This window comes from Archangium lipolyticum (assembly GCF_024623785.1).
GTDB lineage: Bacteria > Myxococcota > Myxococcia > Myxococcales > Myxococcaceae > Archangium > Archangium lipolyticum.
Genome location: NZ_JANKBZ010000004.1, coordinates 327,617 through 339,662, shown reverse-complemented (window position 1 = coordinate 339,662; position 12,046 = coordinate 327,617). Strand labels below are relative to the sequence as shown.

The following is a 12,046-nucleotide window of genomic DNA, read 5'->3' as shown; positions in this document are numbered from 1 at the left end:
GTCCCAGCGGCCCCGGGGCTCAGGGAGCGCTCGTGTCCCCGGTGGCGCTGGCGGGGAACACGGGCGTGCCGCCGGGCGTGGTCGGGTCGTGCGGGAGGCTGCCGCGCGGGCTGCGCAGGTAGACGAAGGGCGTGGCGAAGAGGAAGTTGCTCACCCGCGACGTGTAGATGTCCGCGTAGCGCTCCACCTGGCGCGCCAGGTGGCTCTTGTCGTTGCCCGCCCGCGTCAGCAGGCCCCAGATGGGGTTGGCCAGCTCGCTGGCGGCACGGGCCATCGGGCCGATCTCCGTGTCGAGCGCTTCCAGTTGGGTGCGCAGCTCGAGCGCGCGGGCGTGCAGCTGCTCGTCGGACGGCGAGGGCTCGCGCGGGCCATAGCCCAGCCGCCGCCGCTGCAGCTCCAGCCGCACCTGGCAGGACTCGGCCTCCAGACGCTCCTTGTGCTGCATCCGCTCGGCGAGCCGCGCCTCGGTGCCCCGGAAGGCGCTGATGGCGCGGATCTCATCCTCCAGCTCGCGCAGGATGAGGGCGGTGCGCCAGCGCAGCACGTTCTTCGTCACGTGCACGTCGCCGAACATGTGGTCGCCCACGTAGAGGATTTCATCCCCGCTCATGCCCAGGAAGCGCTCCACCTCGGTGGCGCTGCCCCCGAAGTAGGGCGTCCTCGGCTTGAGCGGCCCCGAGTGCGGACGCAGCAGGCCCTCGTGGCCCGGTGCCGTCACCACCTCGAAGAGCGAGGAGCGCGTGGTGAAGAACTCGGGCTTGCGGGCGCTGACGATGACCACGTCGAACAGCTCCCGCCACGTCATCCCCGGCGGGAGATACGGATCGAACGCCGCGTGCATCATCGGCAGCGTGTAGGCCCACTCGCTGTTGGTGATGAGCAGCAGCTTCTTGCCCGCGTTCTTCTGGTCCAGCAGCGCGAGCGCCGTGTCCGGCTCGGCCAGCACGTAGCGCCCCGGGTCGGCGATGATCTCCGCCTTGAGCGCGCCCTCCATGTGCGTGGCATCCAGGCTGCGGCGCACCAGCTCGTAGACGTCGCCGTAGCCCATGGGGCCCATGGGGCCGGGCAGCTTGCCGTCATCCAGCAGGTCCACCACCTGCGCGTAGAGGCACGCCTCGGAAAGTGAGAAAAGCGTATTGAGGAACACCCAGCGCCGGTCGGCCAGGTCGATGATGGTGCCGGAGTACTCGCGGCGCTGGGCCTCGAAGTCCATGGGCCGGGTGCCATGGAGCGCCTTCTTCACGAAGCCGAAGCGGTTGGCCTTGAGGAGGTTTCCCTTCTCCGTGTCGATGATGAGGCCGCGCATGGCCAGCATCGGATCGAACGTCAGGTGGCCCACGGGCCAACCCTGGGCCACGAGCCGGTTTCTCATATGCTCATAGGCCCGCTGTTCCCACGCCTCCACTTTGTAGTGAATGAGCGTGTAATCCATGTCATAACCGATGGCTTTGATGGCCCTCATGTTGAGGGTGCGATTGCAGAAAAGTCCTCGCTCGGGTGGGGGGGCTGGCAGGTGGCCGGTCATGGTCTACCTTCGTGCCCTGGCCGGTACCAAAAGTCGATGATTCTGGTGGTGGCGGTGTTGGTGGATGGCGGGAAACCGGCCGGTGACCCGCCTCGAAGTGAGGGGAGTCGAACATGCGGAGCCTGCCGGGCCTGACGGCCCTGTTCGTGGTCCTGACGATGAGTGGTGCTGGGGCGGCGGAGGAATGGGAGAAGGTCGCCGGGGGGGATGTGGCCATCAAGGCCCGCAAGCGTGCGGACATCCCCGGTGGCCGGGAGGTCTGGGCCGAGGGGCACCTGGACGTCAGCATCCAGGACGTGCAGTCCGCGCTGAGGGACCACGAGAGCTTCCGGCACTGGATGCCGTACGTGACGGAGTCCAAGGTGGTGTCCCACGAGCCGGACGGGCGCGTGACGTACACGCAACTGGATTTCCCCATCATCTCCAACCGGGACTACGTGCTGCGCGTGGTGGACGAGGAGCTGCTGGCCGCGGACGGTACGGGGCAGTTCCGCCAGCGGTGGTTCTCCCAGGGCAAGGCGCTGCCGGAGCGGACGGGCGTGGTGCGGCTGTACCACAACGAGGGCAGCTGGCACTTCACCCCGGCCGGTGAGAGCCGGGTGCGCTTCGTCTACCGCTTCACCGTGGAGCCCGGGGGCTCCATCCCCGGCTTCCTGGCCGGAGTGGGCCAGAAGGACGCGGTGATGGACACGGTGCGCGCGGTGGAGAAGCGGGCGCGCAAGCTGGCCACGGAGCGGGCTTCGGTACGCTAGACGCGCGGGCCGTCCCCGTTCAGGACAGGCCCACGCCGAGCAGCACCGACGTGAGGGTGCCCGCCGCGCCCAGCGTCCAGCCGATGGACTTGAGCCGCCGGGGCGAGGGCAGGGCCACGCACAGCCCGAGCGCCACGAGGCCCACGGGCAGCAGCGCCGCCACGCACAACGGGGACAGCCCGGCCTGCAGCGCCCACGCCACGGCCGCCAGGAGGAAGGCGGCCACCAGGGCGGCGCCCGAGCAGCGCAGCCGCTCGCGGTGGGCGCGGGGGCGGTGGCTGGCGATGACGGTGCGCACGGCCAGGGTGGCCAGCCCGAAGGCCAGTCCATAGGTACCCCAGAGCGTCATCGCGGTGGAGGCGGGAAGACCGCCGGCCATGGCGATGGGCACGGCCCAGGCCGCGAGCGCGAGCGCGGCGAGCACCTCGCCCGCGAGGGTGCGCTCCTGATGGTTCCAGGCGAGCAGCAGCACCTCGCCGCCGAGGATGAGGGGCAGCGCGAGGAAGGGCCACACCCCGGCGGGCAGGGAGAGGGTGCCGAGCACGAAGCACAGCGCGCCGAGGAGCCCCACGGCGACACCCCATGAGCGGGCACGGCCCCCATCACGCTCACCGCGGCGGGCGCCCCGGTGGCCGAGCAGGAGGAGGAGGGGCTCGTGGGCGAGCAGGCAGGCGATGGCGGCCCCGGAGAGCCAGCGGGCCGCGGGGGGCGCGCCGGAGACGAGGAGGGCGGTGGCCAGCGGGAGGCCGAGCTGGAAGTACGCCCCATGCTCGCGGGGGAGGAGTCCCTGGAGGAGCGGGCGGGGAGGGGTGGACGCGGAGGGGGAGGACATCATGCGAGCGACCTCGATCCAAGGGAGTCTGGACACCGGGAGGGTGGCCGCCAACACCCGGAGCAAGGCGTGTTCCAGCGTGCGTGTGGGAGGAGGAGAGGGGGCCGTGCGCAAGGGGTGCACAAGGGGCCTGGAGAGAGCCGCAAACCTTGCGCGCGGGAGGGGCCGTCCAGAGGAAGGCGGTGCGAGGCACGGTTCCTGAAATGGACCGGCGCGACTCATACCTCGGTGGCCCACGAGGCTCGCCGCGCGAAGTGGGGAAGCCATCATGCACACGTTGATGAACCAGGCACGGGAGGCCTTGCTGCAGCGGCGGAGCAGCCTGCGTGGCCTGTTGCGTGACAACCATGCGGAGGCCGAGGAGCTCAGGGACGGGCGGCCGTCCGACCCGGCGGACGAGGCCGCGGAGGAGAGCGTGGAGGCGGTGCTGGAGCGGCTGTCGGAGCGGGAGCGGCGAGAGCTGAGGGACATCGACGACGCGCTGGTGCGCATCGAGCAGGGCGGGTTCGGGCACTGCGCGCGGTGCGGCGGGGCCATCGGGAGGCACCGGCTGCGGGCCATTCCCGAGGCGCGTCACTGCATGACGTGCAGCGAGCAGGTGGAGCGCTGATCCACCCGCGTGCGGAGTGTCACTGGTAGGGCGTGTAGGGCGTGTTGAAGCCACCGCCGGAGGCTGGGGTTGTCTGCCCGGAGGAGGGGGCGGGAGAGGCGACCTGGGGAGGCCGGAGGGCGGGACGCCGGTGGGAACCCGGCAGCAGTCCCGGGAGCGGAGCGCTCGTGGCGCATCCCCCGAGCAGTAGCAGGAGCGCCATGCCGAGAGCCCGTGCTCCGCGGCGCCTCCTGATGACGACAGGTCGAGAGTCCGTGGAATCGGCGCGCATGGAACACCCCCTGGAAGTTCTGCGTGTCCGCTGATCATCCGGAAGTTCCAGGTGGCGCGTCAACGCGGTCGGCGTCCAGGGTTGGGACTGTGTGAGGACACCATCGCAGAAGTCACCCCGTTCGAGGTGACGGCAAAAGTGGTTTTTTGCTTGCCACGGGAGCCGGTTCCTCCTATGGATGAGTGGTGCGTCCTGGTGCCTGGCTGCTCCTGCCTCTCCTCGTCTCCCTCCCTGGCTTCGGCAGCTCCGGATGGGGTGGTGTGGGAAGGCCAGAGCACCAGCGACGCACACTTGTTCTCCCTTCCAGTCCCGGGCAGGTGCTACCGCTGGAGCTGCATCTGGCGCCGGGCGTGGCCACGGTCGTCGAGCTTGAACCGCCCCTGCGGGCCGAGGTCGTTCAGCCAGCCTGTGAGGATGGGCCCGTTCAGATCGGCCGTCTGAACGAGAGGGCCTTGGTCCTCATCGCAACCGCTGCGGTGCTCCCGGATGAGCCGGTGCTCCTGACGGTGAGTGCCGAGGACGGCGCCGAGCCGATCCGCTTTTCACTCGTGACGAAGCGTGACGCTGTTGACCTGTGGGTGCGCGTGGTGCGCGCTCCGGCTTCCGCCGATGAGGACGGTGCGGAGCTGATGGCCAGGAGCCTCCTCGATGCGCCGGATGCTCGTGCCACGCTGGCCGTGCCGCAGGAGGTGGTGGAGCGCAATCCACATGACTCGCGAGGACGGGTCGAGTCCGTGCTGTGGCTGGGTCGGCGCTTCTTCGTCACCGTGGGCGTGAGGAGCCGCAAGAAGGGGTCTCCCGCGTGGAGGTTGGTGCAGGGGCGGCTGCGGGTGTCATTCGCGGACGGTGTCCTCCTGGAGTGGCCAGCGCATGTGCTGTCAGGTGTGGCGAACGCCATACGCCAGCGTCACGTCCTGACCGGGCTGCTCCCAGAGGGAGCCCTTGGTCTGGAGCTGGCACTGGATGGGGAGGATTCGCCAGGGAACTTCCAACCGCTGCGGCTGGAAGCGGGTTCGTCTCGCCCATGAATTCGCCGCTGCACCCCAATCAACTTCGCCCGGGAGACATGGTGCGGGACTTCCGCATCGTGCGCCGGTTGGGCGTCGGGGGCTTCGCGTTCGTGTTCCTGGTGGAGCGCGCGGGCCGTCGCTCGTCGCTGAAGATGGCGGTCCGGCCTGCTTCGAAGGTGGATGAGGACCAAGTGGATGCCTGGATGCGTCGCGAGGTGGCTTCGCTGGGGCATCTGGAACATCCCAACTTGCTGCCGGTCATTGAGTGGGGGCGGTGGCCCGATTCGGAGACGGGCTACGCCTATTTCGTCACCCCCTACGTCTCCGGGAGCACCTTCCACGCGTGGCGCTGGCGCGAGCGCGCGACGCTCTACCGCTGCGTGGGCGTGCTGTGCGAGGGATTGAAGCTCCTGGAGGTGCTCCATGAGCGCGGCGTGTGCCACCGGGACATCAAGGCGGACAACCTCCTGGTGCGACGGGGAGATGACAAACCCTTCCTCATCGACTTCGGCTCGGTGCACCTGCCCTGGGCTCGTACGCTGACGGAGGGGCTGGCGCCGGGCACGATCCATTGCCAGCCTCCCGAGGTCGTCACCTTCCTGGTTTCCGAGGCTTTGCGCCCGGGTGCGCGCCTGGAGGCCCGGCCCGTCGCGGACCTGTATGCCTTTGGCGTGCTGCTGTACGAGACACTCACCAACTGCCGTCCCTTCAGCACACGGCTGCCGCTGGAGCGGTTGCTGGTGGCCATCGCCTCCACGTCTCCGCCTCATCCCCGGCTGCTCGATCCCGGACTTCCCGAGTCCCTGTGTGCGATGGCCATGTGGCTGTTGGAGAAGGAGCCCGGCAAACGCCCCGTGAGTGCCCGCATCGTGCGCGAGGAACTGGAGCGGATGCGCGCGGAAGAGGGACTCACCGCCTCCTGGCAGGCCCCGGCGAAATGGCCAGCCCAGTGCGCGCGGCTCCAGGCGTCATTCCCGGACGTGGACATCCTGGAGGAGGTGAAGGAGGAGCCACCGGAGCCGGAGTCTCCACCTTCTCCTCCGACCTCCGCCGGAACGACCCGTTCCCCCCGGTTCGCGGCCAGGGTGGGACAGTGGCCGCGGCGACTGATGGCTCTTCCGTTCATGCTGGGGCTGCTCGGGGTAGGGTGGATGCTCCTCCGCGTGGCGTGTGTCCCTCCTGGGGAGGATGGCTTGCGCGCGGAGCCCACCGCGTCGGTCTCTCCGGCGCCATCCGCGAAAGGAACGTAGTCCGTGTCCTCCTCTTCCTCTATCGAAGCGCCCATCGGCATCTCCGCCTCCGAGCCGTCCCCCTCCCGTTGGTGTGCGCTGCTCACGAGCCTGCTGAGCGTGTCCGTCGCGCAGCTCGTGGGATGCGCCACCGCTCCCGTGCGGCCGGATCCCATCGGCTACCTCGCCCGCTGCTCTCCCGAGGCGCGCGCCACTCCGGTCAAGCTGGGCATCAAGCCCGACGAGCAGGGTTCCTTCCTGGAGACGGGGACCGCCGTCTCGGACGAATCCATCGAGGATGGAGGCGCGCTCAATCTGAAGCCGGGCCCCGTCACCGCCTCCATGTACGTCGACATGAAGGGCCAGGAACTGTACCTGAAGATCACGGGTGAAGCGGTGACGACGCCCCACCGCGTCTACATGCAGTTCGATCGCCTCTACCTTCCGGACGGCACCTCGATGCCCATCTGCGGCGTGGCCGTGGATGATCTGCATCAGTACGGCATCGCGACGTACGCGAAGTTTCCCATTCCGGGCACGAAGGTGGATCCGGCCCGGGTGGACAAGAGCCCCGGCAGCGTGGTGCTCAATGATCCGCGCTTCGAGACGGTGTTGCAGGGGCCCGAGGGCTACTACGTGCCGCGCATCAATCTGGCGCCGCCGGACTGGCGCTGACTGAGCACGCGCTCTCTCATGGACGCGCCACAGGGGGCGGCTCGACCACCCGTCTGAGCAGCCCTCGTTCCTCGAGCAGCCTCTGAACGCGCCAGGCGAGCGCCACATGCTCGGGATTGCTCGGCATGAGCCGCTCGGGAGTCAAAATGACGAGCGTACCCTTGTCGCCTACCGGCTCCACACGCACTGGCTCGGGCAGGGGGGGCACCTCCCCACGCTCGCGCGAGAAGTACGTCATCCACCCGAGGAAGCAGCCGATCCGACTGCCTCCGGAGAGTTGCTCCCACAGTCCATCCGCTGTCGCGAGAGCCCAGTCCGGCTCCCAGGCCACGGCCATGGCGCGCATGATGCCCGCGAGCACCGGCATCGTGAGCATGCGCTCGTGACCGGATTCCTCATGCGGGAATTGCACGCGCACCACATTGGACGAAAACTCGGCCTTCGACCCACAACGGACCGAGACCGCGCCGCCCTGGTCCTGCTCGACGTGCCCTGTCCAGGCACTGAAGCGGAACCCGTCATTTCCGCTCTGGTACTTCTCTCGTCCAAAGAAGCGCTCGAAGGTCTCTCGGGTGGGTTCAAAGCCGAGTTGCAGCGCCTTGCGCGTGGAGTTGTTCTTCTCGTACCACCGGGCATAGCTCGGGTGACACTCCGCGAGGAGGTGGAAGAATGTCTCCGCGCGTCGAGCGCACGCCTCAGCTCCCTCCGGACGCCGCCCCCAATAGGCTCCAGCTCCATAGGATTCACTCATGCGCGGTGACCCTCACCGTATGGGCTGCGTGTAGACAACTTCGACTGCCTGAAGGTCATTCAAGTCGAACCACTTCCTGAGCACGGCCACCATACGCGGCTCCGCGACGTGCCAGCGAAGCGGTCTCCCGCCAGCCACCCGAAGCTGCCGCTCTGCTTGCGCGACCATGTCTTCCAGTCCCTCGTAGTTGAATCTAGGGTCGAGCTTCTCGTCGAACCACTTCGCATATTCGCGCGCCTTGGCCTCGAGCAGGGTGCCCGTCTTTGGCTCGTAACCGTCGTAGTTCACGCACTCACCGTCCCGACAGACCTTGTAGGCCCACCGCTTGGGGGCGCCCGTCACCTGGGCCTGATAGTCCCGGGCCTGCTCGGACATGCTGGAGGTGTCCTCCACCCACTGCCCGGGCCCTCCTACCGGAGGCCACCCACCACCTCCTCCTGCCCCCTGAGCACTCGTGTTGGCCATGTGCAGGACGTAGGTGGCACTCAGCGCGTTGCCCGCCACTGCGACGGCTCCACCCACGGGGACCGCCACCAGGCGCACCGCCAGGAGTCCTTCCCCCGAAAGCGAAAGCAGCGGCACGGCCACGCTCCCGAGCTTCCCTCCCCACGATGCTGCCTTCGCGGCACCCGCTCCCGAGGTGCCCACCGTCAGGACCATGCCCGTCACGAGCCGGGAGACGGTCCGCACCTTCTCCGCATGGGGCTTGTGGCGGAACTCCTCCCACAGCTGTGGCGAGCTCTCGTAGAGCTGCCTCACCGCGCCTGGGAGCTGGGCCAGCCCCTCGAGCGTCTCGCCCGTGTAGAAGACGAGCCGGTAGAGGCCTTCCACCATGTCCACCATCGCCAGCACTGCGCCCTCGGCCACCGCGAGCCCGGGGTTGTCGTCCGGCTCGTAGATGCCCGTGGGGCGGGCTCCCTTCGGCACCTCGAGCTTTTCATCCACCGGAAAGAGGCGCTCGCCGTCGATGGCGTAGAAGGGACCCACCTCGAACCGGCCAGCCCGTAGCGTCCCATCCTCGGCGAGCACCACCTGCCCGGCCTTCTGGACTGCCTCCCCCGAGGTGACCTTCACCAGATAGCCGTCAGGTCGCAGCACCAGCAGCCGCGAGAAGCGCCGCATGCGCGCGTGGAGCTCGTCCCGCGTCACCAACTCCCCACCCGTGGCCACTTCCATGAGCACGTGCGCCGCCATGCGGCGCGGCCCGAAACTGCCCAACGTCACCGGTGTGGCGAGCAGGTACGGCACCAGCTCCAACGCCTGTTGGGGCGACAGCGTGCGCCCGTCCCTGGGCACTGCGGTGCTGGGCACCCCGGCCTGCACGAGGAAGCCCTGGAAGTAGTCGAGGCTCATAGGCACCTCGAACGGTCTCCCGTCGCCCACTCCATCCGGCCATCCAACGCCCTCCCTCTCCAGTACCTCCTCCTCTTCCACCCTGCTCACGCGGCTGGACAGGTACCGAGGCCGCCTCGCCGCCTTGTCGCTTTCGGCCGCGCTCACTTCCTCCACCCCAGTACCTTCGCGGTCCTCCGCGCCGACGTCAGCAACCTCTACGTCCTCGCTGGGCGCGTTGGGCCTCGCCACGGCCACCACCAGGGCTCCGTCAACGCGCTCCTCCTCACCTGGACTCACCCGCTGAGCACTTCCCCAGTGGCGCGCGGTGCCTGCCAGCGTCCCTCCCATGGGGTAGCCCGAGGCACACGCCGCCTGCAGCCCGAGAATCACCAGCGCCAGCACTCCGGAGGCCCACCAGGGCCGGTCGCGCGAGTTCCGCCGTGTCTCGAACTGCGTACCGCCGCCCTCCCCCGTCCCAGGACTCCAGTACTCCTTCGCCATGACGCTGGCCTTTCCCCAGGTGCGACAACCCTGAAGGATAGGTTGCTGGATGGCCAACCTGTTAGGGGCACAGCCCTGAATCCTCGTGCCTTCTCTTGATGGTGCCGCTGCCTCTCCCGGCACTGCACTGCGCGCTGACTATTCGGACCAGACGAGGGCCAGCTCGAGGTCGATGGCGTCGAAGGGCTCGGCGCGGACCGTCTCCTCTCCGGCGAAGGAATGGACGAGGAGCCACTGGCCTTCCATGAGCCGGAAGATGTCGAGCGTGCGCGCGAGCGGGTCCACGTGCCACACGTGCCGGACGCCTTCGCGGGCGTAGATGCGCATCTTCTGTCCCTTGTCCCTGCTTCGCGTACGTTCGGAGAGGACCTCGCAGACCCAGTCCGGGGCGAGGTCGTAATGCGCCGGAGCATCGTCCCCTCCAACAGCGCGAGGCAGACGCTCGCGCCTCCACCCGGCGAGATCCGGCACGAGCTTGTCCGGGCGGGGACCGAGGTGGAGCTCCGGCTCATTGATGATGACCCAGCCTCCCGGACCTCTCGTGCCGAACTTGAAGGGCGCCAGGAGAATGCCGCCCAGGTTCGACGCCACGTTGGCATGGGGGCGGGCCGGGCGGGGACTGACGTGCAGCTCCCCGTCGAGGATCTCCGCCACCATCTCAGGCGGAACCGCCTGGAAGGCCGCCTCGACGGATGGGGCGTTTCGCTCGGTGGACTCATTGCCGGGAGGGCGACGGGAGGTCATGAGGGAAGATTTCAGCATGCCCCTGGCGCTGTGCAATGCCGGGGCCCGATGTGCTGGTCACCGGTGCCCTCACAGGATGGGTCTCAGTCGAGAAAGCGGCGCTCCCACCTGCGCATGTCCTCCTGGGTGAAGCCACTCCAGGGGATTCGTTGCTGGTAGAGCCAGGGCTCCAGGACGCGTGCCAGTTCACGGTGGAGGGGCAGGTCCCGGCCCTGTTCGGTGTCACCCGCCTCGGGCGATTCCCCCAGGGTGACGACGGCTCGCTCGCCATCCATCTCCTGGACGGTGATGCCCGGAGAGGAAAGGCGGGTGCGCAGGCCAGCCGAGCCCCCCACCTCACCGAGCACCGGCTGACCCAGGAAGGTCAGCCAGTAGGCTCCCTTCACTCGCGTGCCGAGGTTCATCGAGAGGTCTCCGAGACCGGGCATGTCCATTCCCGGGTGGCGGAAGCACCCGTGCCGGAGCTCCGCTGACACTCCCACGAGTTGCGTCAGGGCATTGATGGCGAGGCTGGCATGGCCGGAGTTGAAGGGCAGCGGCGCGGCCAGCTCCAACGCCAGCTCACGAACGTGCGCGGGACCGTGCTTCTCCAGGTACTCGGGAGGCAACCAGAACGAGACCGCGCACACCGCGCCCGGGTCGTTGCTGAACAAGGGAGAGTCGAGCGGCTTGCCGTAATACTCGAAGGCGTATTGGCCCGCACCACTCGGTGTATCCGCCAACTCGACGATGAGACCGGGGCTCTCGCGCAGCTCGTGCCGGGTGTGGGCCCAGCCCGCGGTATCCAACTCCTGCCAATCGCCCTGGTCGTCTCCATACCAGCAGAGCGCTTGTGGACCCACCGCTCGTAGGTACACCTCCAATGAGCACAGCACTGCCTGTGCGATCTCACGATGAGAGCGGCGCATGTAGAAGCAGATGCTCAGGGCCTCACGAGCCAGGAGCACATCATTCTTGGCGTAGAGCCTTATTCGAGGGATGCGAGCCATCGGATGATGCCCCGTATGGGTGTCACGATATTGGGCGCTACCTCGAGGAGCTTGCGGTACATATCTCCCTGATTCACGCCCAGGTGGGGGTAGGGTTTCCACCTGGGTCGATTGGTAATGGGGCAGGGAAACTTGAAGTCGTAGACGGCCAGGGCTTGGAGCGGATTTCCCGAGTGGATGACGACATCGGGAACGAGTGTGCCTTCGAGTGCGCCACTGCATCCCTGCTGCTTGAGAGCGCGTTCCTCCTCGGGGCTGACCAGTTGCTTCTGTCCCGTCTGCTCATCGTAGCGGTAGCGTTGTTCCAGGCTGAAGCGCCCCGGAATCAATGCGTCCAGCTTCTCCTTCGTGCACTGGATGGCCAGACGGTGCTTTTCGGTGCCCAGTTGCATGGCCCGGGTCACCGGCTTCCCACAAGGGTCCTTCTCCACCTCTTCCTGGCATTGGGTTCGTGTGGGGTCGTTGCCTCCGAAACGCTTGCGGTTGACCGCTGTGTCCGCCCAATCGACGCACTCCACCAGGGCTTTCTCTATGTCAGGTTGCTTCTTGGCGAAGAGCACTTTGAGCGTGGCCACCACGGAGGCTGCCTCCGTGCCCCCTTTGACGGTGGACACCACGGTCTCCTGGGCGGCGCTCCGGAGGGTGGGGACGATGGTCTCCTCACCCGCTACGTGGGCACAGTAGGCCGGGTTCTGGCGGCAGGCGCTCGTGGCGGAGTCGATGGTGTAGGCCGCCGAGCCGCAGGCCGTGAGCAGGGAACTTGCGGTGAGCACCGCTTGTCGCAGCAGGTTGTTTACGGGTGATGTCATGGAGTTCTCATAC

Annotated in this window: 12 protein-coding genes; 5 read left to right on the top strand and 7 right to left on the bottom strand. The window is 68.0% G+C overall.

Going from position 1 to position 12,046, the window contains the following annotated elements; translation table 11 throughout:
* Positions 1-19: 19 nt before the first annotated feature.
* Positions 20-1,525 carry an HAD-IG family 5'-nucleotidase gene (locus tag NR810_RS11645; RefSeq protein ID WP_257451404.1) on the bottom strand — a complete coding sequence of 502 codons (1,506 nt, stop codon included), beginning with the start codon at positions 1,523-1,525 and terminating at the stop codon, positions 20-22.
* A 113-nt stretch (positions 1,526-1,638) separates the two neighbouring features.
* Between NR810_RS11645 and NR810_RS11640 the strand changes: the two genes are divergently transcribed.
* Positions 1,639-2,277, top strand: a complete 639-nt coding sequence (locus NR810_RS11640) for an SRPBCC family protein (RefSeq protein WP_257451402.1) — start codon at positions 1,639-1,641, stop codon at positions 2,275-2,277.
* Between the two features lie 19 nt (positions 2,278-2,296).
* On the opposite strand, the gene NR810_RS11635 is transcribed toward NR810_RS11640, so the two are convergent.
* Complete coding sequence (locus NR810_RS11635; protein ID WP_257451400.1) at positions 2,297-3,112, bottom strand: YwiC-like family protein; 816 nt, start codon at positions 3,110-3,112, stop codon at positions 2,297-2,299.
* Between the two features lie 265 nt (positions 3,113-3,377).
* Here NR810_RS11635 and NR810_RS11630 point away from each other — a divergent pair, with 265 nt between their 5' ends.
* From NR810_RS11630 to NR810_RS11615, 4 genes are all read left to right on the top strand, one after another.
* Positions 3,378-3,719, top strand: a complete 342-nt coding sequence (locus NR810_RS11630) for a TraR/DksA family transcriptional regulator (protein ID WP_257451398.1) — start codon at positions 3,378-3,380, stop codon at positions 3,717-3,719.
* A 453-nt stretch (positions 3,720-4,172) separates the two neighbouring features.
* The gene (locus NR810_RS11625) at positions 4,173-5,018 is read left to right on the top strand and encodes a DUF2381 family protein (protein ID WP_326522497.1); all 846 of its coding nucleotides are present in this window, start codon (positions 4,173-4,175) and stop codon (positions 5,016-5,018) included.
* Complete coding sequence (locus NR810_RS11620) at positions 5,015-6,250, top strand: serine/threonine protein kinase (RefSeq protein WP_257451394.1); 1,236 nt, start codon at positions 5,015-5,017, stop codon at positions 6,248-6,250. Before NR810_RS11625 ends, NR810_RS11620 begins: the two co-directional genes overlap by 4 nt.
* Before the next feature lie 3 nt (positions 6,251-6,253).
* On the top strand, positions 6,254-6,904 hold the full coding sequence (locus tag NR810_RS11615; RefSeq protein WP_257451392.1) for a hypothetical protein: 651 nt from the start codon (positions 6,254-6,256) through the stop codon (positions 6,902-6,904).
* Between the two features lie 16 nt (positions 6,905-6,920).
* Here NR810_RS11615 and NR810_RS11610 read toward each other — a convergent pair whose 3' ends face one another.
* From NR810_RS11610 to NR810_RS11590, 5 genes are all read right to left on the bottom strand, one after another.
* Positions 6,921-7,655: an immunity 52 family protein gene (locus tag NR810_RS11610; RefSeq protein WP_257451391.1), complete on the bottom strand. Its 735-nt coding sequence runs from the start codon at positions 7,653-7,655 to the stop codon at positions 6,921-6,923.
* 12 nt (positions 7,656-7,667) lie between these two features.
* Complete coding sequence (locus NR810_RS11605) at positions 7,668-9,491, bottom strand: restriction endonuclease fold toxin 5 domain-containing protein (RefSeq protein ID WP_257451390.1); 1,824 nt, start codon at positions 9,489-9,491, stop codon at positions 7,668-7,670.
* A 138-nt stretch (positions 9,492-9,629) separates the two neighbouring features.
* Positions 9,630-10,235, bottom strand: a complete 606-nt coding sequence (locus NR810_RS11600) for a Uma2 family endonuclease (protein ID WP_257451388.1) — start codon at positions 10,233-10,235, stop codon at positions 9,630-9,632.
* Between the two features lie 83 nt (positions 10,236-10,318).
* Positions 10,319-11,224 (bottom strand): DUF3396 domain-containing protein, encoded by a 906-nt coding sequence (locus NR810_RS11595; RefSeq protein WP_257451386.1) that lies wholly within the window; start codon positions 11,222-11,224, stop codon positions 10,319-10,321.
* Positions 11,203-12,033 (bottom strand): hypothetical protein, encoded by an 831-nt coding sequence (locus tag NR810_RS11590; RefSeq protein ID WP_257451384.1) that lies wholly within the window; start codon positions 12,031-12,033, stop codon positions 11,203-11,205. Before NR810_RS11590 ends, NR810_RS11595 begins: the two co-directional genes overlap by 22 nt.
* Positions 12,034-12,046 lie beyond the last annotated feature (13 nt).